The organism is Salipiger marinus (assembly GCF_035481585.1).
GTDB lineage: Bacteria > Pseudomonadota > Alphaproteobacteria > Rhodobacterales > Rhodobacteraceae > Salipiger > Salipiger marinus.
In genome coordinates this window covers 117,308-138,882 of sequence record NZ_JAYKSL010000007.1, presented here as the reverse complement: position 1 = coordinate 138,882, position 21,575 = coordinate 117,308, and the positions used below count along the sequence as shown (strand labels likewise).

Annotated in this window: 20 protein-coding genes and 1 pseudogene; 17 read left to right on the top strand and 4 right to left on the bottom strand. The window is 63.8% G+C overall.

Annotated features, from left to right (window positions below; genetic code table 11):
• Window positions 1–357 precede the first annotated feature (357 nt).
• The 12 genes from VK682_RS11430 (at window position 358) to VK682_RS11375 (ending at window position 11,485) form a co-directional block, all read left to right on the top strand.
• Window positions 358–1,593 carry an urea ABC transporter substrate-binding protein gene (locus VK682_RS11430; RefSeq protein WP_324781889.1) on the top strand — a complete coding sequence of 412 codons (1,236 nt, stop codon included), beginning with the start codon at window positions 358–360 and terminating at the stop codon, window positions 1,591–1,593.
• A gap of 24 nt (window positions 1,594–1,617) precedes the next feature.
• Complete coding sequence (locus tag VK682_RS11425; protein WP_324781888.1) at window positions 1,618–2,484, top strand: branched-chain amino acid ABC transporter permease; 867 nt, start codon at window positions 1,618–1,620, stop codon at window positions 2,482–2,484.
• Window positions 2,485–2,497: 13 nt separating this feature from the next.
• Window positions 2,498–3,538 (top strand): ABC transporter permease subunit, encoded by a 1,041-nt coding sequence (locus VK682_RS11420; protein ID WP_324781887.1) that lies wholly within the window; start codon window positions 2,498–2,500, stop codon window positions 3,536–3,538.
• A complete protein-coding gene (locus VK682_RS11415) occupies window positions 3,535–4,260 on the top strand; it encodes an ABC transporter ATP-binding protein (protein ID WP_324781886.1) in 726 nt (241 codons plus the stop codon). Before VK682_RS11420 ends, VK682_RS11415 begins: the two co-directional genes overlap by 4 nt.
• Window positions 4,250–4,957, top strand: coding sequence for an ABC transporter ATP-binding protein (locus VK682_RS11410; protein WP_324781885.1), 708 nt, complete (start codon window positions 4,250–4,252; stop codon window positions 4,955–4,957). The genes VK682_RS11415 and VK682_RS11410 overlap by 11 nt, the downstream gene beginning before the upstream one ends.
• A gap of 54 nt (window positions 4,958–5,011) precedes the next feature.
• Window positions 5,012–6,526: an amidase gene (locus tag VK682_RS11405; protein ID WP_324781884.1), complete on the top strand. Its 1,515-nt coding sequence runs from the start codon at window positions 5,012–5,014 to the stop codon at window positions 6,524–6,526.
• Window positions 6,527–6,593: 67 nt separating this feature from the next.
• On the top strand, window positions 6,594–7,067 hold the full coding sequence (locus tag VK682_RS11400; protein WP_324781883.1) for an urease accessory protein UreE: 474 nt from the start codon (window positions 6,594–6,596) through the stop codon (window positions 7,065–7,067).
• Entirely contained in the window at window positions 7,064–7,714 is a 651-nt protein-coding gene (locus tag VK682_RS11395; protein WP_324781882.1) for an urease accessory protein UreF, read from the top strand. The genes VK682_RS11400 and VK682_RS11395 overlap by 4 nt, the downstream gene beginning before the upstream one ends.
• Before the next feature lie 9 nt (window positions 7,715–7,723).
• Window positions 7,724–8,398: an urease subunit beta gene (ureB, locus tag VK682_RS11390; RefSeq protein WP_324781881.1), complete on the top strand. Its 675-nt coding sequence runs from the start codon at window positions 7,724–7,726 to the stop codon at window positions 8,396–8,398.
• Window positions 8,395–10,098, top strand: coding sequence for an urease subunit alpha (ureC, locus tag VK682_RS11385; protein ID WP_324781880.1), 1,704 nt, complete (start codon window positions 8,395–8,397; stop codon window positions 10,096–10,098). Before ureB ends, ureC begins: the two co-directional genes overlap by 4 nt.
• The gene (gene ureG, locus VK682_RS11380) at window positions 10,095–10,700 is read left to right on the top strand and encodes an urease accessory protein UreG (protein WP_324781879.1); all 606 of its coding nucleotides are present in this window, start codon (window positions 10,095–10,097) and stop codon (window positions 10,698–10,700) included. Before ureC ends, ureG begins: the two co-directional genes overlap by 4 nt.
• Window positions 10,697–11,485, top strand: coding sequence for an urease accessory protein UreD (locus VK682_RS11375; RefSeq protein ID WP_324781878.1), 789 nt, complete (start codon window positions 10,697–10,699; stop codon window positions 11,483–11,485). Before ureG ends, VK682_RS11375 begins: the two co-directional genes overlap by 4 nt.
• On the opposite strand, the gene VK682_RS11370 is transcribed toward VK682_RS11375, so the two are convergent.
• Entirely contained in the window at window positions 11,478–12,923 is a 1,446-nt protein-coding gene (locus tag VK682_RS11370) for an amidase (protein ID WP_324781877.1), read from the bottom strand. The genes VK682_RS11375 and VK682_RS11370 overlap by 8 nt on opposite strands.
• A gap of 203 nt (window positions 12,924–13,126) precedes the next feature.
• On the opposite strand from VK682_RS11370, the gene VK682_RS11365 reads away from it, so the two are divergent.
• Window positions 13,127–14,167: a substrate-binding domain-containing protein gene (locus VK682_RS11365; RefSeq protein WP_324781876.1), complete on the top strand. Its 1,041-nt coding sequence runs from the start codon at window positions 13,127–13,129 to the stop codon at window positions 14,165–14,167.
• A gap of 136 nt (window positions 14,168–14,303) precedes the next feature.
• A complete protein-coding gene (locus tag VK682_RS11360; RefSeq protein WP_324781875.1) occupies window positions 14,304–14,723 on the top strand; it encodes a MarR family winged helix-turn-helix transcriptional regulator in 420 nt (139 codons plus the stop codon).
• A 392-nt stretch (window positions 14,724–15,115) separates the two neighbouring features.
• Here VK682_RS11360 and VK682_RS11355 read toward each other — a convergent pair.
• From VK682_RS11355 to VK682_RS11345, 3 genes and pseudogenes are all read right to left on the bottom strand, one after another.
• Window positions 15,116–15,857, bottom strand: a pseudogene (locus VK682_RS11355) (IS5 family transposase).
• A gap of 61 nt (window positions 15,858–15,918) precedes the next feature.
• The gene (locus VK682_RS11350; RefSeq protein WP_324781874.1) at window positions 15,919–17,292 is read right to left on the bottom strand and encodes an aminotransferase-like domain-containing protein; all 1,374 of its coding nucleotides are present in this window, start codon (window positions 17,290–17,292) and stop codon (window positions 15,919–15,921) included.
• Between the two features lie 333 nt (window positions 17,293–17,625).
• Window positions 17,626–18,372, bottom strand: coding sequence for a sulfite exporter TauE/SafE family protein (locus VK682_RS11345; RefSeq protein WP_324781873.1), 747 nt, complete (start codon window positions 18,370–18,372; stop codon window positions 17,626–17,628).
• A 263-nt stretch (window positions 18,373–18,635) separates the two neighbouring features.
• On the opposite strand from VK682_RS11345, the gene VK682_RS11340 reads away from it, so the two are divergent.
• From VK682_RS11340 to VK682_RS11330, 3 genes are read left to right on the top strand one after another with little or no spacing between them, the layout of a single operon-like run.
• Window positions 18,636–19,619 carry an ABC transporter substrate-binding protein gene (locus VK682_RS11340; protein ID WP_324781872.1) on the top strand — a complete coding sequence of 328 codons (984 nt, stop codon included), beginning with the start codon at window positions 18,636–18,638 and terminating at the stop codon, window positions 19,617–19,619.
• Window positions 19,616–20,422 (top strand): ABC transporter permease, encoded by an 807-nt coding sequence (locus VK682_RS11335; protein ID WP_324781871.1) that lies wholly within the window; start codon window positions 19,616–19,618, stop codon window positions 20,420–20,422. The genes VK682_RS11340 and VK682_RS11335 overlap by 4 nt, the downstream gene beginning before the upstream one ends.
• 59 nt (window positions 20,423–20,481) lie before the next feature.
• Window positions 20,482–21,210: an ABC transporter ATP-binding protein gene (locus VK682_RS11330; protein ID WP_324781870.1), complete on the top strand. Its 729-nt coding sequence runs from the start codon at window positions 20,482–20,484 to the stop codon at window positions 21,208–21,210.
• The last annotated feature ends 365 nt before the right edge of the window (window positions 21,211–21,575 follow it).

Sequence of the window (21,575 nt, the reverse complement as noted above, 5' to 3'; positions counted from 1 at the left end):
CCTCATCCTCGCCGCTCGCATCACTGCTAAAATAGCGGCCCTTCCTCTCTGACGGTCGCATCCAGTGCAATAAAGCGTAAAAGTAAATTGTTGAAATCGAAAACATCTGCGTAAGGAACGTATCTTGACGCGTAGATCCGGCTTCATGGCGCCATGCAAAAAGCTGGTCGATCTGGCCAAATAGACAGGAACTGGAGTGGTTTTCGCTCTGCTTGCTAGCACTATGAGTAAAACTCGCTCAAAAAACATGCAAATTTTGATGCGCGATCATAAGTTATCATTTTGTATATTTGCATTATCAAGCATTTTGGCCAGCGTCGAGAAGGTCCAAACTCCATACTCCAACAGGGAACAGACATGACCTCGCTCAGCAGACGGACGTTTCTCCGCTCCACCGGCATGGCAGGCGTTGCCACGCTGGCTTCGCCGCTGATTGCCCGCGCGCAGTCAGACACGATCAAGATCGGCGGCCTGCACGATCTGTCCGGCGCGCTCGATTCCGTCGGCGTGCCGATGAATCAGGTGTTCCAGCTGGCCATCAAGGAGATCAACGAGGCGGGCGGCCTGCTGGGCCGGCAGGTGGAGGCGGTGATCTACGACCCGCAGTCCAACATGTCGCTTTATTCGCAATATGCCACGCAGATGGCGCTGAAAGACCGCGTCGACGTGGTCATGGGCGGCATCACCTCTGCCAGCCGCGAAACCATCCGCCCGATCTTCCACCGCTACGACACGTTCTATTTCTACAACACGCAGTATGAGGGCGGCGTCTGCGACCGCAACGAGATCACGCTGGGCACCACCCCGGCGCAGACCGTCGCGCGGCTGATCCCCTATTCCATGAACCTCTACGGCAAGAAGGTCTACACCATCGCCGCCGACTACAACTACGGCCACATCACCTCGGCCTGGGTGAAGCGCTATGTCGAGGAAAATGGTGGCGAGGTCGTCGAGACGGAATTTTTCCCGCTCGACGTGTCGCAGTTCGGCTCGACCATTTCCAAGATTCAAAGCGCGAAGCCCGATTTTGTGCTTTCGGCGCTCGTAGGCACCTCGCATCTTGGCTTCTACCGGCAATGGGCAGCATCGGGCATGAAATCCGAAATCCCGGTGATGTCGACCGTGCTGGGCGCGGGCGGATCCGACCAGCTGATCCTGACCGCGGAAGAGGGCAACGGCATCATGGCCTCCTTCGGCTATTTTGAAGGCATCGACAACCCGACCAACAAGGCCTTCCTCGACAAGGTTGCGGCGGAATATCCCGACAAGGACTGGGTGATGTCGGAAATCTCTGAAGTGACCTATGAGGGCGTCCGGATGTGGGCCGATGCCGTGGCCGAGGCGGGCAGCACCGACCGCGACGCACTGCTGGAGGTGCTGACCTCTGGCAAGACCTACGACATGCCCGCCGGGTCGGTGAAGATCGACCCCAAGACCCAGCATGCGATCCGCGACGTCTATATCGCCGAGCTTCAGGATCAGGTCTTCGAGATCAAGGAAAGCTATCCCGACAGCCCGCCCGCCGACACGCAGATGGTCTGTGACCTGATCGCCAATCCCGACTCGAACCAGCACTTCGAGATCAGCCTCTGATCGCGCGGGGCGCAGGAGACGAGAATGGACTATACACTCGTAATCGCACTGGAAATGGTGCGGGCCGTCGCGTGGCTGATGCTGCTGGCCTCGGGGCTTGCGATCATCTTCGGCATGATGCGCATCATCAACTTCGCCCATGGGGAATTCCTCATGCTGGGGGGATATACCGTGGTCATTTCCAGCGCACACGGGGTGAACGAATGGATCGCCATCTTCGTGCTTGCGCCCCTTGTGGTCGGGTTCTTCGGCGTGCTGGTGGAACGGCTGGTGATCCAGCGGCTTTACGGCAGGATCCTTGACAGCCTTCTGGCCACCTGGGGGCTGTCCATGCTGATGATCGGTGGCGTCACGATGATCTTCGGCAACTCGGTCACCGGAGTGGCGACGCCGCTTGGCGGCATGAGCATCGGCGCCTATCAGGTGCCGCGCTACAACTTCGTGCTGATCTTTGCCGCCATCGCGCTGCTGCTCGTGATCTGGGCAGTGCTGCGGTTCACCAAGGCCGGGCTGATCGCCCGCGCCACCATGCAGAATCCCGACATGTCCGAGGCCTTGGGCATCCCGACGCGCTGGGTCTACATGGCCACCTTCGGCATCGGCTCTGCGGTGACCGGCTTTGCGGGGGCGCTGCTGGCGCCGATGACGGGGGTGGTGCCCACCATGGGCGTCAACTTCATCGCGCAAAGCTTCATCACGGTCATTACCGGGGGCGCTTCGGTCATCACCGGCACGCTAAGTGCCGCGGGGCTGCTCGGCTCCATCAGTCAGGGCATGACCTTCCTGACCGGGCCCGTCTATGGCGACGCCGCGCTGCTGCTGGCCGCGCTGGTGCTGCTGCGGCTGCTGCCGCAGGGCATCACCGGCCGCATCTTCAAGAAATCCCTATAAGGAACCGGGCCCCATGGAAAAGCCTGTTACCAAAGATCCCGGCTTCTACGTGATGGTGGCCATCGGCCTCGCCTTCATGTTCATCGCGCCGGTGATGCTGGATCTTTTCACCATCATGCAGATCACTCAATATGTGGTGCTGTCGGTCTTCGCACTGTCGCTTGGCTATATCTGGGGCTTCGGGGGCATCCTCAGCTTCGGACAGGCCGCCTTCTTCGGATTGGGCGCCTATACCTTCGCCGTCGCCTCCATCAACATGGGCAGCACCACCATTCCCATGGTGCTTGCCTTCGTGATCCCGACGCTGTTCGGCGCGGCACTGGGATATTTCATGTTCTACGGGCGGTTGTCAGATGTCTATCTGGGCGTGGTGACGCTGGTGGTGGCGCTGATCTTCTGGAAGCTCATCAACCACACTGCCGGGCCCGAATATGCCATTGGCGCGGCGCGGCTTGGCGGGTTCAACGGCATCCCGTCGATCCCGACGCTGCACATCCCCGGCGATCCCGACGCATGGCTGGATCCGGGCCAGATGTTTCAGGCTTTCATGGGTTTTCTCATCGTCATCTATGTGGCGCTGCGCTTTCTGATCGCGTCGGATTTTGGCCGCGTCTCCATCGGCATCCGCGAAAACGAGACCCGCGCCGCCCTGCTTGGCTATGACGTGCGCAAGCAGAAGGTCATCGTCTTCGCCATCGGGGGCGGGATCGCCGGCATCGCCGGGGCGATGTGGGCGACCTATCAGGCCTTCATCGATCCCAATTCCGTCTCGATGGAAATGTCGGCCAAGGCGCTGGTCTGGGTCATGGCGGGCGGTGTCGGCACGCTGGTCGGTCCGATCATCGGCTGCATCCTGCTGCAATGGCTGACGCTGAAACTTGGCACCGTGGACGTGGTGAATTCGATCGCGGTGCTGGGCGCCATCATGATGGTGCTGGTGCTGGCCCTGCCCAAGGGCATCGTGCCCACCGTCCGGTCGCTGGCGCTTGGCGGCTACATCCTGTGGAAACGCAACCACGGCCAGACCGTGACGGGAAAGGTGGTCAAGGAATGACAGAGCACATCCTTACCACCCGTGGCCTGACCATGCGCTTTGGCGGCGTGACCGCGGTCGATAACGTGGACTTCGACCTGCGCGAGGGCGAGCTGCGCTGCCTGCTGGGGCCCAATGGCGCGGGCAAGTCGACCTTCTTCAAATGCCTGACCGGGCAGTTGACCCCCACCACCGGCAAGATCACCTTTGCCGGGCAGGACATCACCGGGGCCCACACCCACCGCATCGTCAACCTTGGCGTCGGCATCAAGACGCAGGTGCCCAACGTGTTCGACGGCATCTCGGCCTATGAGAATGTCCGCCTCAGCGCGCGGCGCAAGCATCTGGCGCCGATGGCCAAGGATCTGGCCCATACCACGCTGGAACGCTGCGGCATCTCGCATCTGGCCAAGCGCGAGGTCGGCCTGATGAGCCATGGCCAGCGCCAGTTCGTCGAACTGGCCATGGTGCTGGCGGGCGAGCCTCGGCTGATCCTTCTGGACGAACCCGCCGCAGGCATGACCGGCGACGAACGCGACAGGCTGGCGCAGCTTGTGCTCGACTCCGCGCGCTCTGCGGCGGTGGTGGTGGTCGAACATGACATGGCCTTCATCCGCCAGATCGCGAAATTTGTCACCGTCTTTAACCGTGGCGCCATTTTCCGCGAGGCGATGATCGAGGACATCATGCGCGACCGCGAAGTTCAGGACATCTACCTTGGGAAACAGGCCAATGCTGCTTGACGTAAAGGGTCTTTCCGCCGCTTACGGGCTTGTTCCGGCGCTGCACCGCGTAGATTTCCACGCGCAGCCGGGCGAGGTGGTGGGCATCCTCGGCCATAACGGCATGGGCAAGACCACGCTGATGCGGTCCATCATGGGTTATGTGAAGGTCACCGGCGGCGACATCCGCTTCGACGGCACATCGGTCCTTGGCATGGCGGTCAATGCCCGCGCCAGACTGGGCATCGGGCTTGTGCCGCAGGGCCGCCAGATCTTTCCGAACCTGACGGTGCTCGAGAATCTCGAGGTGGCCATTCCCGGCGGCAGGGCCGAGGTCGCCCGCACCGTAGACGAGATGCTGGACCTGTTCCCGCGCCTGAAACGGCTGCTGGACCGTCGTGGCGGCGCGCTGTCGGGGGGCGAACAGCAGCTTCTGGCACTGGCCCGCTGCCTGGCCCGCCACCCCCGGCTGATGCTGCTCGACGAGCCGACCGAAGGCATCCAGCCTTCGATCATCGACGAAATCTCCGAGACGCTGGCCGCGCTGACCCGCAGGATCGACATCACCATCGTGCTGGTCGAACAGAACCTCGACTTCATCACCGGCCTGTCGAACCGGGTTTACGCCATCTCCAACGGCGTGCTCGACCGCGAAATCCCGAAAAGCGAACTCTCCGACGCAGGAGCCGTCAGCGCGTTCATGGGCTTTACCGCCTGATCCCCGGCGCCCCCTCGGGGCGCCCTCTTAACATCGTTATCAAGGAATGACCGGATGTCCGTAAAACTTCCGACCGAAGACCAACTGTCCGATGTGGCCAAGCGGCTTGGCTTCAGCCTGTCGCCCGAGGACGTGAAAAGCTTTCAGGGCCTGATGCAGGGCTATGTCGACGCTTACAACGCCGTCGACCTGATGATCGACCCGCTGCCCGAGGTCACCTATCCCCGTACCCCCGGCACCCGCCCGGCGGTCGAGGACAACCCGCTAAACGCATGGTATGTCAAATCCACCGTGACCGGCGCAGCCGAGGGCAAGCTCAAGGGCAAGACCGTCGTGCTCAAGGACAACGTGATGCTGGCGGGCGTGCCGATGATGAACGGCTCCTCGACGCTGGAAGGCTATATGCCCAATGTCGACGCCACCATCGTGACTCGGATGCTGGATGCGGGCGCGACCATCGTCGGCAAGGCGCATTGCGAGTGTTTCTGCATGTCCTGCGGGTCGCACACCTCGGCGCTGGGTCCGGTCTGCAACCCGCATGACCCGACGCGGTCGGCGGGCGGCTCCTCCTCCGGCTCGGCGGCGCTGGTGGCCAAGGGCGAGGTCGACATGGCCATCGGCGGCGATCAGGGCGGCTCCATCCGCATGCCCTCGGCCTTCTGCGGCACCGTCGGCATGAAGCCCACGCACGGGCTGGTGCCCTATACCGGCATCGTCCCCATCGAAATCACCGTCGATCACGCGGGCCCCATCACCGCGACCGTGGCTGACAACGCCCTGCTGCTGGAGGTTCTGGCGGGATCCGACGGCTATGACAGCCGCCAGATTGATATCTCCGTGTCGGACTACACCGCCGGTCTGGGCAAGCCAGTCACCGGCATGAAAGTGGCGCTGCTGAAGGAAGGTTTCGGTCATCCGCATTCCGAAACCGCTTCCGACGACAAGGTGCGCGAGGCGGCAAAACGGCTGGAAGCGCTTGGCGTCACAGTAGAGGAAGTGTCGATCCCGCTGCACCTCATGGGCCCCGCGATCTGGACCCCGATCGGGCTGCAGGGGCTGACCCAGACCATGATGCTGGGCGACGGCTACGGCACCTCGCGCCCCGATCTTTACGTCACCAGCTTCATGGATTTCCACCGGGGCTGGCGGCAGCGCGCCGACGAGCTGTCCGAAACGCTGAAGCTGGGGATGCTGTTTGCGCAATATGCCGATGACCAGCATGGCAAGCGCTATTACGGCAAGGCGTTCAACATCGTGAAGACCCTGCGCGCCGCTTATGACGCGGTGCTGGCCGATTACGACGCGATCCTGATGCCAACCGTGCCGATGGTGGCCACGCCGCTCCCCGGCAAGGACGCTCCGCGCGAAGAAATCATCCAGCGCGGGTTCGAGATCCTGAACAACACCGCCCCTTTCGACATCACCCACCACCCGGCGCTGTCGGTGCCCTGCGGCAAGGTCGACGGTTTGCCCGTGGGCATGATGCTGGTGGGCAAGATGTGGGACGAACAGACCCTGTACACCCTTGGCCATGCCTTCGAGACGTCGGGCGACTGGACAGGCTGGTAACCGCCCCCCGGTGGACCTGCCCGCCCCCTCCGGCGGGGGCGGGCCTTTTCCCTGCAAGGACATTCCGATGACAGAGCACACATCCCCGGCCCCGCTGATGCTCGACTCTGTGCTGGGCCAAGCTTCCGATCCGGACTGGCACGACCGGCTGCACGCGCTGGACCATGCCGGAGGGCTGGAATATGTCGCGATCCCCGAAGCCGAGGCCGCGCGCCGCCGCATCCGCCTTCGCACCAACCGGGGCCGCGACTGCGCACTGGCCCTGCCCCGCGCGCAGGGGCTGAGCGATGGCGCGGTGCTGTTTCACGACGGGCGGCTGGCAATCGTGGCGCGCATCGACGGCGCGGCGCGGATGCGGCTGAAGCCCGCAACGATCGAGGACGCACTGCGGCTCGGGCATTGGTGCGGCAATCTGCACTGGAAGGTGCAGTTCGGACAGGACGTGCTGGAGGTGGTTCTGGACGGTCCCGCCGACCGGTACCGGGACCGGCTGCGCGACCTTGCGACGCTGGCCGATTTCGAAATTCTGGACGCGGGATGAGCCTGTCCGTTCTCCGCGCCATGCAGTTGGCCGATAGCGGTTTTCCCACGGGCGGGTTCGCGTTTTCATGGGGCCTAGAAAGCGCGGTGGCCGACGGGCAGCTGGATCTGCGCAGTCTTGCGGACTGGGTCGCGGTCGAGCTGCGCAGCCGCTGGCACCGGGGCGACCGGGTGGCGCTGGCGGGTGGACATCGTTACGAAGGTGCGGCGCTGACGCGCTGGTTCGACACCGTGGACGGCCTGATGCCGGTGGACCGGCTGCGCAGCGACAGCCTCGACGCGGGCGATGCGCTCTTCGCCGCCGCCCGCGCGCTGCGCATCCCGATGGATCCTGGCGCCTGCGCCGCGCAGGCGGCGGGGGTCGGGCATTTCGCGGTGGCCCATGGCAGCTTTCTGCGGCGCTGCGGGCTCGACCTGCTTTCGGCGCTGGCCGCCTCCGCGTTTGGCATGGCGCGGGGGGCGTTTTCCGCCGCCGTTCGGCTCGGCCTCGCCGGCGCCATTTCCACCCAGCGGGATCTTCTGGCGCTGGCACCGCTCATGGCGGAACTTGCCACCGCTCCCGCGCCGGACGACCTGCCTTCTGGCTTCATGCCGCTGTCAGATGTGGCCCTGATGCGCCCGCGCGACGGGCGGCTTTTCATCAACTAGGAGACGGCGATGCACCTCACTCCCACCGAACTGGAGCGGCTGACCATCTTCACCGCCGCGGAACTGGCCCGCCGCTATGTGGCGCAGGGCATCCGGCTGTCCCATCCCGAAGCGGTGGCGCTGCTGGCTGACGAACTGCTGACCCATGCCCGCCACGGCAACACCCACAGCCAGATCGTCAGCCACGCCGCGACCCTTCTCACCGCCGCGCAGGTCGAACCGGGCGTGGCGCATCTGCTCCGAACCTTCTCGGTCGAGGTTTCCATGGCCGAAGGCACCAAACTTGTCACCGTCTTTGACCCCATCGCCCCCGCCCCCGGTGATCCCGTCCCCGGCGAGGTGATCCCCGCCGAAGGCGAGATCGAGATCAACGCAGGTCGCCCGCAGCGCAGGCTTTCGGTGCTGAACACCGGCGACCGCACCATTCAGGTGCGCAGCCACGCCCATTTCTTCGAGGTGAACCCCGCGCTGGATTTCGACCGCAGCGCCGCCTTCGGGATGCGGCTCGACCGGCCTTCGGGCGGGGGTGAACGCTTTGATCCCGGCATCGAGAAAGAGGTGGTTCTGGTGCCTTTTGACGGCAGGCGCGTGGTCCATGGCTTTGCCGGGCTTACCGAAGGCGCGGTGGAGGGCGGGCTTGACGCCGCGCTGCAGGCCGCAACGCAGAAAGGCTATGTCAGATGAAGCTGTCGCGCGCCGCCTATGCCCGGCTTTACGGCCCCACCACCGGCGACATGGTCCGCCTTGGCGACACCACGCTGCTGGCCGAGATCGAATACGACCACACCCATTACGGCGATGAACTGACCGCGGGCGCGGGCAAGATCATGCGCGACGGCGAGGGTTTCTGCACCACCGGCACCGCAGCGAATGGCGCGCTGGACATGGTCATCATGAACGCCGTCATCATCGACGCCGAATTGGGCATCGTGAAGGGCGACATCGGCATCCGCGACGGTCGCATCGCGGGCATCGGCAAGGCGGGCAATCCCGACATCATGGCGGGCGTGACACCGGGGCTTGTCACTGGTCCCAACACCACCGTGGTGCATGGCGACGGGCATTTCGTCACCGCCGGCGCCATCGAGGCGCATGCACATTTCCTGTCGCCGCAGCAATGCAATCATGCGCTGGCGGGGGGCTGCACCACGATGATCGGCATGTCGCCGGGGCCCAATTTTGATGTCAGCTGTTCGGGGCCGAACGTGCTGGGGCGGCTCATTCAGGCGGCAGACGAATATCCGCTGAACTTCGGTTTTCTGGGGCGCGGCAATTCCAACCCCGAGGCGGTTGCCGAAAGCGTCAGCGGCGGCGCGCTTGGCGTCAAGATCCACGAGGATTTCGGCGCCTCGCCAGCGGTGCTGGACGGCACGCTGACCGCAGCCGATGCGGCGGATTTCTCGGTCCATCTGCATACCGACACGATCAACGAATTCGGCTTTTACGAAACCACGATGGCAGCCATCGCCGGGCGGTCCATCCACATGTATCACACCGAAGGCGCGGGCGGCGGCCACGCCCCCGACATTCTGGTCGTCAACGGCTATCCGAACGTGCTGCCCTCTTCGACCAATCCCACCAACCCCTACACGCTGCCCGCCCTCGAAGAGGGGGTGCCGATGACCATGCTCGCCCATATGATGAGCTTTGACCTACTGGAGGATGTGGCCTTTGCCGAAGCGCGCATCCGCCCGCAGAGCATGGCTGCCGAGGATCTGCTGCATGACATGGGCGCCATTTCCATTTTCGCCACCGACACGCAGGGCATGGGGCGGCTGGCCGAGAACCTTGCAAAATGCTGGCAGCTTGCTTCGGTGATGAAAGAACGGGTCGGGCGGCTGCCAGAGGAAACCACCGCCCGCGCCGACAACATGCGCATCCTGCGCTACATCGCCAAATACACCATCAACCCGGCCATCGCGGCAGGCATCGATCACGAGGTGGGCAGCATCGCTCCAGGCAAAATGGCCGATCTGGTGCTCTGGCCGTTTGGTTTTTTCGGCGCCAAGCCCTCCACGGTCCTCAAGTCCGGCACCATCGTCTGGGCCACCATGGGCGATGGCAATGGCAGCTTTTCGGGGGCGGAGCCCATGATCCACCGGCCAATGTGGGGGTCGCTGGGCAGCGCGAAGCACCGGCTGGGCGTTACTTTCGTGTCGCGGCTCGCGATCGCGGCAGGGACCGAGGCCAAGCTGGGGGTGCGCAAGCCTTTCGTGCAGATCCGCAACACCCGCGCCTTGGGCAAGGCGGACATGATCCGCAACACCGCGCTGCCCCGCATCACCGTCGATCCGCAGACCTTCGAGGTCGAGGCGGATGGCGTGCCACTGGTGGCAGAGCCGGCCCGCAGCGTCCCCCTTGCAAGAAGGTATTTCCTCAGATGACAGCCGCCCGTGTCGGAATAGGGGGCCCGGTGGGCTCCGGCAAGACCGCCCTGATCGAAGCGATGCTGGCTGACTTAGCCGCCGCAGGCATCGACACCGCCGTGATCACCAATGACCTTGTCACCGACGAGGATGCCGAACGCCTGCGCCGGGGCGGCAGGCTCGCCCCGGACCGGGTGCGCGCGGTGCAGGCGGGGGCCTGCCCACATACCGTGATCCGCGAGGATCCAACGCTCAACATGGCCGCCGCCGACCGGCTGGAGGTGGAATATCCCGGGCTTGACCTGATCCTGCTGGAATCCGGGGGCGACAATCTGGCCTCGACCTTTTCCCCAGATCTGGTCGATTTCTGGATGTTCGTCATCGACGTGGCGGGGGGTGATGACATTCCCCGCAAGAAGGGACCGGGGATCCTGCAGGCGAACCTGCTGGTCATCAACAAGACCGATCTTGCCCCGCATGTGGGCGTGGATTTCCCCAAGATGCTGGCCGAGGCGATCGCGGTGCGTGGCGGCGGTGCGGTGCTGCCCACCATCTGCCGTAGCGGCGAAGGCGTGGCCGAGGTGGTGGCCCATCTGCGCCGCGAGGTGCTGTTCAAGTGAAGGATTTCGCCGGTCCGGCGCCGCAGCTTGCCCTGACCTGCGGGCTGGCCCCCGATGGCGGCACGCAGATCCTTGCCCGTCACGTCGAATGGCCGTGGTCGCTGCCGCGCGGCTTCCGGCGCGAGGGCAGCCACGGAGCGCTGACCGTCCTGCCGCAATGCGCGGGCGCCGCCCTGCTGCCCGGCGATCACTGGCGCCACGAGGTAACGGTGCAGACGGGCGGCAGCGTCGATCTGGTCAGTGCGGGCGCGCTGATGATCCATGCCGACCGCAGGCAGGGGCGGCAGGCCCGTGCCGACTGGCTGCTGCGGGTAGAGCCGGGCGCGCGCCTGCGCCACCTGGCCGATCCCGCCGTGCTGATGACCGGAGCGCGGATGCGCCAGCAGATCGAGGTGGTGCTGGCGGCGGGGGGGCGTCTGGTGCTGTTTGACGGGACCTGCCGCCAGTCCCCCCGCGCGGCGGAGGCGGGCGGCGTCTGGCAGTCCGATCTACATGTCACCGATCCTGCGGGCCGCACCCTGCTGCGTGAACGCCAACACGTGACAGAGGCTGATCTGCTGGCGCTTGCGGCGCTGCCCGGCGGCATGACCGCCTTTGGCACAGTGCTGCTGCTGGGGGATCCCGAGGCGGGGCGGATCTTTCCCGATGGTCCGCTGGCGCTGGAGGGCGCCTATGCCGCAGCGGGGGCAGCGCGCGGCGGCGCAGGGGTGGTCCTGCGCATCGCCGCGACAACCGGAGGCGCGCTTGACCGCGCCTTCCGGCAGATCCGTGCCCGGCTTAGCTGAAGCGGGACAGATCGGGACGTCGGGTGTGAACGTCACTGACCCGCTGAAAGGCGGCCCCGGCCCGGAACAGCGTCGCTTCGGACAGCGCGGGGCCCATCAGCTGAAATCCGATCGGCGCCCCCCGGCTGTCAAAGCCGCCGGGCAGTGTCAGCGACGGCAAACCGGTGAAATCCGCAGGGGCGGTGAATTTCAGCATCTCCCCAAGGTTTTCGCCCTTGCCCGCCGTTGGCGCCCCATAGGGGTTGTCCAGTTCCGGCATCGGTCCGGTGGTGATCGGGAACAGCACCATGTCGACCCCGTGCATCGCCCGTGCGACGGATCCGTTATAGACCAGCCGCCACTGCATCGCCGCCCCAACCTCCTTGGCGCTCAGGCCAAGCCCGTAATCCAGAAGTTCGGTCAGATGCGGCGCATAGTCCGCGCGCTGTTCGGGGAACCGGCCCTCATGGGCCAGTGCCACCTCGATGGCGCAGAGGATGGTCCACTGGTCGACCGCCTCGGCAGGCCACGGGAAGGAGACCGGCACGATCTCGGCCCCCAGCGACTCGTAGATGGCGATAGCCTCGGCGATGACCTCCGCCGTCTCGGGCGCGCAGCCGTCGATCACCGCCGCGCGGTCGATGCCGATGCGCAGGCCCCGGATCGGCGCGGCACAGGCGGCAAGGTAATCGGGCACCGGCGCCATCAGCGCGGTGGGATCGTTTGCGTCCGGCCCGGCGATGGCGGTCATGATCGCCGCGCAATCCTCGGCGGTGCGGGCCATCGGTCCCACATGGTCAAGGCTGTCGGCCAAGGCGTAGACGCCATGACGGCTGACCCGGCCCCATGTGCCCTTCATGCCGGTGATGCCGCAGGCGCCGGACGGAAAGCGGATCGACCCGCCCGTATCGGATCCGGTGGACCCGAAAGCCATGCCCGCCGCCACCGACACGCCCGAGCCCGAGGACGAGGATCCAGACCAGCAGGCCGGGTTCCACGGGTTCTTGGGCACGGCCATCCGGTCATTGTGCCCGGAATAGGCGCCTTCGGTCATGCCCAGCTTGCCGATGATGACGCAGCCCGCCTGCTCCAGCCGCTCAGTCACGGTGGCGTTGCGCCCGGTGTGGTTTTCCTTCAGCAGGGCCAGCCCCGCCGAGGTCGGCGCAAAATCGGTCTCGCACAGATCCTTCAGCGCGAAGGGAATGCCGTGCAGCGGGCCCCGGTCAAGCCCGGCGGCGCGTTCTTTGGTGGCAAGCGTGGCCTTTTCCAGCGCGCGCTCGCGCGTCAGCGTGATGAAGGCGTTCAGCTTGCCCTCCACCGCGTCGATGCGCTGCAGCACGGCTTCGGTCACCTCAAGCGGTGTCGCCTGACCGCTCGCGATCAGGGCGCTGGTTTCGGTCAGCGACAGGTCGGGGATGTCCCGGGAGGACAGATTGGCCACCTTGCTGTAGGCGTTCATGGGGGTCTCCTTGATTCCGTGCAGATACTTAAAAAGGAAATTATAGAAAAATCTATTATATTGCACGACGGACCCGGATTTGCCGCCGTCTTGCGGTTTCAGCCCCGGACTCTGCGTAGAGAATAAGCATCCAACCCCGGAGCCCCGTGCCGCCGCGCCGCTTCATTTGCGGGTTAGGGCAAGCCGCGTTACCGATCTGTGACATGAAAATCGGGCTCATCCTCTCTCATGGTGGACTTGCCGGCATCTGGACCCTCGGATGCCAAGGAGCAGCCCTGCTTGCCGCTGCCGAACTCAACGCTGCGGGCGGAGTGCTGGGTCAGGAGATCGAGATCATCCCGGTGGATTCAGGCGCGACGCAGGCCAGCGCCTTTCGCGCGGCGCAGGGTCTGGTGCTGACAGAAAACGTGGATGCGGTCATCGGGCTGCAGTCCAGCGACCTGCGTCCGGCGGTGCGGCGCGGCATCGGCGGGCTCGCGCCCTATATCTACACCCCGCATTACGAAGGCGGGTTCTGCGGACCGGGCACGGCGCAGCTTGGCATCACCGATGGCGAGGTTCTGAATCCCAGCCTTGAATGGATGTCGACGCATCGCCGCGCGAGACGGTTCTTTTTTGTCGGCAACGATTACATCTGGCCCCGCATCGCCCACGGCACCACCGAAGAGGCGGTGCAGCGCGCGGGTGGGCGGCTGGTGGGCGACGGGCTGCTGCCCTTTGGCCATCGCGACTACGCCGAGGTGCTGGACCGCATCCGCAAGGCGCGGCCCGATGTCGTGGTCATCGCCATGCTGGGCGAGGATTCGGTGTGTTTCAACCGCGCCTTTGCCGAAGAGGGCTTCAGTGGCAGGATGACCCGGCTCAACCTTGCCTTTGACGAGATGCAGCTGCTGGCGCTGGCTGATGGCGGCGCAGAGAACCTGTTCGCCGCACAGTCCTATTTCGACAGCAGCCGCGGCTACGGGCGCGAGGCGCTGGCGGAAAATTACGATGCGTGCTTCTCCGGACAGCGCCCGACCATGACGGCGAATTCAGTGCATTTTTACGATGCGATCTATCTTGTTGCGGCGCTGGCGCGGCAGGTCGGGCGGGTGGATGGCTGCCGCATGGCCCATTTCCTGCGCCCGCGCCTGCAGCGCGATCACGCTTACCGGCTGATCGGGCGCAGCGATGCCGATGCCAGCGTGCGGCTGGCCGAGGCGGATGGGGTGGATTTTGTGGTGCGCAAGGCCTTTGCGACCTGAACGGGACAACATGGACACGGCGACGGTCTGCGGGGAAACCTTTGCTCGGCAGGTGATATCCGTTTCAAATGTTGTGGATTTACCTAGTCGCCGATACTATATCGGCACTGGAATTCAGGTTATTCGAGGACGCACCATGGCAAGCCCCAAGCTCACCGAGCAACTCGGATACCTGATCGCACGCACCAACCGCCTGATCGAGGATGACCTGACCCGGCGCCTTCAGGCCAATGGCATTGCGGTGGACCAATATCGCGTCCTGAAGTCGCTGGAAGAAGAAGGCCCGCTGCCCATGGGCCGCCTTGCGGAGCGGGTTCTGGTGGAGCCTGCGACCCTGACCAAGATCATCGATCGCATGGTGCGCGAGGCGCTGGTGTTCCGGGTGCCGGACGAAAAGGACCGCCGCAAGGTGCGGGTGGCCCTGTCCTCCAGCGGCGTGGCAATGTGCCGCCAGCTGGAAGCCATCGGCGCCGATCATGAGCGCCACATTGCCGAGGTTTTTGGCACGCTGGAGCTGGGCAATGTCCGGCGCGTGCTGTCCGATCTGGGATCCTGACCCGCGCGGCTCAGGGCCACATCTGCGCGGCATGAAACACGCCCAGACTTCTCCCGACATTCTCGCGCCTGTCTCGCCCTGTCTCGCTCAGGCGGCCTTCGACCGACAGATCTGGCGCCCTTTATACACAGTGCATTGGCGATGATGACGAGCTTTCGCGCGACCGCAGCAACGATGATCTTGTGCGGTTCTCCTTCGGTGGGAAGACAGACGGCAAAAGCTCTGAGGGTGGAGAGATAGTCAACGATGACGAACGTAGGGACTGAAGTCCTCGGCATTTTGCCTCGGTGACCAGCGCCTGTCAGGCGCCATGGCTTAACCAATGGGATGAACTGCCTTCCCATAAGCTCTTAGAGCAACCCCTGCCGCTGCCGAGCGGCTAGGCTTCATAATCAGTAGATGACAACGGCCGCGAGAGCGAGGGCCAAAAGGAATACCTGGGAGCATCGGTCATGGCGGCGCCTCCAGCCACTGAACCTGCCGAACATGATCTCGATGCGGTTTCTCCGCTTGTGGTGCCGCTTGTCGTATTTGGCCGGGGTTTCTTGCGGCTTTCGGCCAGGAATACAGGCGCGCATCCCCTTTTATGCAATGCTGTTCTGACCCAATCGGCGTCAGAGTTGCGGTCCGCGAGCAGAGCTTTGACACTGGGTGGGCTGCTCAGCAGAGCCCGCGCGCCCGTATAGTCGCTCATCTGTCCGGCGATGACGTGCAGGTCGATAGGCTGCTCCAGGCTTTCACAGATCGCGTGCAGTTTGGTGATCATGCCGCCCTTGGTGCGACCAGCCAGGCAACCACGCCCCCCTTTTAGACGGCCATGCTGGTCGCCGTTCATTGTGCCTTCAGGTAGGTCGCGTCGATCATGACGGTCTTCTCTTCGACGCGCTCGGACGCGAGACCGACCGTCATCCGCGCGAAGATGCTTTTCTAGCTCCAGCGCTCCCATCGCCGATAGGGCAGCTTGTTGCTGCCATATGCTTCCGGTGCGTCGCATCAGCGTAATCCATTGCGATTGATGAAGACAATCCCACTCAACAGACGTCTATCATCGACTCCAAGCTTGCCGTGCAACTTCAGGAAGAAAGGGGAAGGCTGGGCCATCTGCTCGTTGTTCAGCCAGAAGAGGTCGCTCATGCCCTCCGTGCCTTTCTCCGAGGCGATGAATTCCGCCGCGTGTGGAGATCAATGATTCCTGTCAGATCAGCGCCATCTCGTCCATTCCACTCAAGACATCCGCCAGCACCTCCAGCGCGTGCCGCAGGTCGTCAAGCGCAGCAGTCCCGCCGAGGCAGACCCTGACGCCGGTTTCATGGTAGGCGAGCGGCTGCAGTGGGGCAGGGGCTGCCAGCGTGATGCCCTCCTGCGCCGCTTGTGCCGCGAGCCCGGTGGCCGAGCGGCCAGCCGGCGTGCGCAGCCAGACGTGAAAGCCGGGCACCGGCACTGGTGCCAGCAAGGGGCCAAGGATATCCTGCGCCATGGCGGTGCGCTCTGCCGCGACCGCCCGCTTCAAGGCGATCTGGCGGTCGAGCGTGCCGTCGCGCATCATCCGGATCACCGCTTCGGCCATCACCGCGCTGGCCATCCAGCCGGTGGAGCGGATCGCGTTGACGGCCCGGTCATGGAACTGAGGCGGTGCCACCATCGCACCGATCCGGAGGCCGGGGGACAGACATTTGGCAAAGCTCACCACATAGAAACTGCGCTCCGGCAGGAAGGATGACAGCGGTGGCACGGGCTCAGGCGGCAGAAAGCCGTAAGCGTCATCCTCGACAATCCAGCCATCATGCCGTGCCACGATTTCGGCGATCTCGCGCCGACGGGCCGCCGGTGCGACGGCACCAGTGGCGCATTGCAGAGTTGGCGTGCAGTAGAGCACCTTGGAGCCGGTTTCGCGAAAGGCGAGGTCCAGCGCCTTGGGAACCAGCCCGTGCTCATCCATCGCGACACCACGCAGCGCATAGCTTTCCATCTGTGCCAGCGCCATCATTCCCGAATAGGTCAGGTTCTCCGCCAGCACCGGGGCGCCGGGCCGCGCCAGCAGCCGCATGGCGATCGAGATGGCGTGCTGCGCCCCATGCGTGACGTAGAGGCTGGAGGCGGTGACCGGCATCAGACGCTCCGACAGCCACGCCGCCATCGCGACACGGTGTTCCTCGCGGCCCTGATGCGGCAGATAGTCAAGCAGCTGCGCCAGCCCGTCCTCGCCCGCGATCTCTGCCAGCGCCTTGCCAAGCGCGCGGTCCTCGCCGGTGGCGGGCGGTGCATTCAGCGCCAGATTGACGCGGCGCGGTTCGCCCGCCGCCGGCTCGCCGATCCCGAGCTCGGGGGTTGCTGGCAATACGAAGGTGCCGCGGCCGACCTGCCCCGAAATGAGGCCCCTGCGCTCTGCCGCCGCATAGGCCTTGGACACGGTGCCGATGCTCAGATCCAGTTTCAGCGCCATTTCGCGATGCGTCGGCAGCTGCTGCCCGGCCGCGACCAGCCCCGTGGCAATGTCGTTTTGCAGCGCCGCAACGATCTGCAGGTAGCGGGGCCCCTCACCGAAGGGCAGCCGAGGATACCAGTTCATGCCGTCCCTCTATCCAGTTTCTGGGGCGTAGAGCTATGACAATAGCGCGATTGTCGCAATGGTGAAATGTTCGCTTGAGTGGGCATGGCGAAATATCGGAAACTGCATGCCTTTCCGCCAAAGTATGAGCAATATTCCATCGAATCCCGGTGACGTGTGGAAATATTGTTACATTATTTGGTGCAGCTTTATATCTCGAAAACTTCGATTGTCTTTTTACAAGATCGTGGGAAGACCAAACGGATCTGCCGGGAGGAGGCCGTGCCTGCCGTGCCTTCTGCGGATCGTGCCGACTGGAAGCTGCTTCGGCATGGTGCAGCGGCCGGGGCCGCCCTAAACCATACCCACCTCCCGCGCTGCCCGCCACAGCAGTGTCAGGGCAGTCCATGTCAAAACCACCAGCACCAGCCTGTCGAACATGCGCGCATCAATGCGTCGTGCCGCGGCATGACCAAGAGTTAAGCCCGCCGCCACCGCAGGCAAACCCAGAAGACCGGTAGCCAGTGCCGGACTGCCAAGGATGCCTGTGGCCTGCAGCAGCGGCAGCTGCACGGTGGCGAAGCAGAGGAACATGACCCCGGTGGCAAAGATGAACTCGGGCCGCGGCAAGCGCATGGAATGGAAGAAGGTGATGCCGATGGGGCCGGCAATCCCGGTGGCACCGTGCAGAAGCCCTGCCGCGATGCCAACGCCCGGTGCGATCTGCCGCGCCGTGGCTGGTGGCAGCAGGGGGCGGCTTCGCCGGAGGTGCAGCCCAAGATACAGGATCAGCATCGTCGCCAGAGCCATTTCCAGAACTGCGGGCGGCACCTTCACCAGCAGCCAGCTTCCAATGGCGACCCCGACTGCACCGGCTGTGACAAAGCCCGCAAGCATGTGCAGATCCACCCGTGTCTTCCGGAACTGCCAGACCTGCCACGCATTTGCCAGCGCGACCGGCAGCACGCAGATTGCCAGTGCCTGCGGTAGCCCCACGAGGAGCGTCAGTCCGGGAATCGCGATCATCGGGAGACCAAGGCCGAGGATGCCTTTGACGAAGGCACCCGCGAACAGCAACGCGACAGCGGCAAGCGCGATCATTCCTCGCTCCCAGAGAATGCTGAGACAATGTGCAGGCGCAGCACCCGCGCCTTGACGACGCGCCTCGCCCAAACTCTCGGCACAATACAGAAATTTCCTGAAATTTTGGGACAGCTGTCGATCGGGCTTGCCATATTGTCTCACTATGTATGCTGCATCTGCATGGTTTGCATTACTATTATGTTGACATTTAAGCAATGACAGATAGCAATATGTAACAATCGAGCGGCCCGCCTAGGGGCCGCAAGTCAGGGAGGACATCGATGACTTTTTGTAGCCGGAGCATAGCGCCCCTGTCGCTCGCCATGGCCTTGGCCACTGGCGGTGCCGCCGCGCAGGACATGACGGAAATCTCGATCGTGGTGTTTGGTCCGCCGTCACTGGGGGCATTCCTGCCCCCGATCATCGAAGCGCAGGGATTTGATACGGCACACGGGCTGGACATCACCTTCGAGGAGCGCACGCCGGATGCCTATGCCGCGCAGTTCAATTCTGGCGAGTTTCAGGTCGGCGGATCTGCGGCCTTGCTGACTGTCGGTCTGGCAGAGGCACGCGGCGTGAAGGCCACCTATCTGTTCAACCTGTTCGACTTCTGGGGTGCGGTCGTGACCACCCGCGACGACGTGCAGAGCCTTGCCGACCTTGCTGGTAAGGATCTTGCCGCCGCCACCGGCACCACCAACTATCAGATGTTCCGCTGGCTCGCCGAGCAGCAGGGGCTGGATCTTGGGGAGGTGACCGCGATCAATACGGCAACTCCCGGCCTTGTCGGCTACGTGATGGCGGACCGTGCTGCGGCGGTGCAGCTTTGGGAGCCAGCTTTCACCTCGCTGACAGCCCAGAACCCTGATGTGCGTTCGATCGACCTCGATATCGTGGAAACTTGGGAAAGTTTCGCCGGATCGCCCAGCATCCCTTATCTTGGGGTGGCCGCCCATTCCGACTGGGTCGAGGCGAACCCCGAGGCAGTGGAGGCGCTGTATGCCGCCTATAAGGAGGCCGCAGAATGGACCTCTGCCAATCCGGACGAGGCTGCGGCGATCATCGCGGGTAGGGATGGCAGCGACTCTGTCATTGCAAATTACGCCGAGCTTATCCGCAACAACGACCGCCTTGGCCTTAACGTGCAATGGGCCAGCGACATGGGTACGGAGATCCGCAAGGTCTACGAGGTCGGCACTGGCATCGGCTATCTGCCGCAGACGCCGAGCGAGGCCACCATCTACGGGGCGGGCGGCGACAAATGACCGACATCACCCCCACCACCAGCCCTTATGCAGCGTCGGCTTTTGGCGCGGCACGGGGGCTCTTTTGGACAGCGGCACCCTTCGTGCTGATTGCCGCTGCATGGCAGTTTGCCGCACTGTTCTTTCCACCGTTTCTGTTCCCGTCGCTCATCGATGTGGCGTGGCGGGTGGTCGAGATCCTGACGACATGGTCTCAATTTTCCAGTGTGCTGGCCACTGCGCTGCGGATCCTCGCAGGCCTTGCAGGCGCCTTTGTCATCGGAGCAGGTCTCGGCGTGCTCATTGCCTCATTCAGGACAGCAGACCGGCTGCTGACGCCGGTGCTGACGTTCTTTCAGGGCATTCCGGCGCTGTCTTGGGTGGTCTTCGCGATCATCTGGTTCCACGGCATCGAATTCCGCATCCTGTTCATCATGATCATGACCACGCTGCCCGCCTTCACCTTTCAGGTCGTCGGCGCGCTGCGCGGGATGAACAAGGATCTGCTGGAAATGGTGATGAGCTTTCGGCCCAAGCGTCACAAATATTTCTCCGCCATGGTTCTGCCAGCGGTCCTGCCCGAAATCCTGACGGCGTGGAAGGTCAACCTTGGCAATGCCAGCCGCGTCGTCGTCGTGGCAGAGCTTGTCGGCTCGTCCGGCGGCGTCGGCTATCAGCTGTTGCAGCAGCAGCAGGTCTTCGACATGGCAGGCGCGCTGGCATGGACCCTGCAACTGGTGTTTTTCGTGCTGCTGTTTCAGTGGCTTCTGACACAGATCGAACGCGCGGCTTTCCGCTATCGCGCCGTATCGGAGCGCTCGTGATGTCTGCAGCTGTCAAGACCACTCCCCCCGCAACTCCCACTGAAACGGCAGACAAACCCATGCCCGAGATTTCCTTTGAGGGGGTCGGCAAGCGCTTTGGTGCGCTGGTGGCCGTCGATCATCTGAGCCTCGACATTGGCAAGGGGCAGCTTGTCGCCCTGCTGGGCAAAACTGGCTGCGGCAAGTCCACCATGTTCAACATGATTGCCGGGCTGATGGCCCCGTCCGAAGGGCGGGTCACCGTCATGGGCGATGATCCCTTCACCCATTTCGACCGGTTCCGCGGCAAGATGGCTATCGTGTTCCAGAATGACCGGTTGTTGCCGTGGCGCAGTGCGGTCAGGAATGTGGAGCTCGGGCTTGAGATCCTCGAGTTGTCGAAGGAAGAGCGTCGCGAACGCGCGCTCTACTGGCTGCACAAGCTGGGGCTCAAAGGGCATGAAGAAGACTTTCCGCACGCGCTTTCAGGCGGGATGCGGCAGCGGGTGTCGATTGCTCGGGCCTTCGCGACGGATGCTCCGCTCCTGCTCTGTGACGAGCCGTTCTCGGCGCTGGACGAGATCACGTCGAAACGGCTGCGGACGGAATTTGCCTCGCTCGTGCGGGAAAACGGTAAGACGGCGGTCTTCATCACACACTCGATCAACGAGGCCTTCGACATCGGCGATCGGATTCTCGTGCTGAAACGTCCTGCGGAGATCGCGCATGACATCCAGATGTCTGCAGAGGTGCCCGACGAGGAGCGCGAGCGGATCAGGCGGACGATCCACGACTCTCTTTCCGCCTAAGTCACGGTGTGTGTCGCGCCCGAAGCCGGGCGCGGCCCATTCCACCCAGATCGGCGGAAGGCGCACTCCACTGCAAAGTATGTGGGGAACAATGTCCGCTCTTTCCGAAGCGGCGTGCTGCAAGACCGCATCAAATGCCGCTGCACGGCCTTGGCGCAGCGTGGCTTCTGCTTTGGCCGTGGCGGTCAGATTGAGACAATCACGATCTTGGCGGCGAGCGCGAATGCTGCAGCGAAACAATTAAACATGCTCGACGAACTTCTCTGTTCCAAAACGCTTATGTAGCGATTAAACCACTATTATTCTAAGCTAATTAGCTGATTTTTCTGGAATTGACACATAAAATCGTCGGCCTTGTATCAATT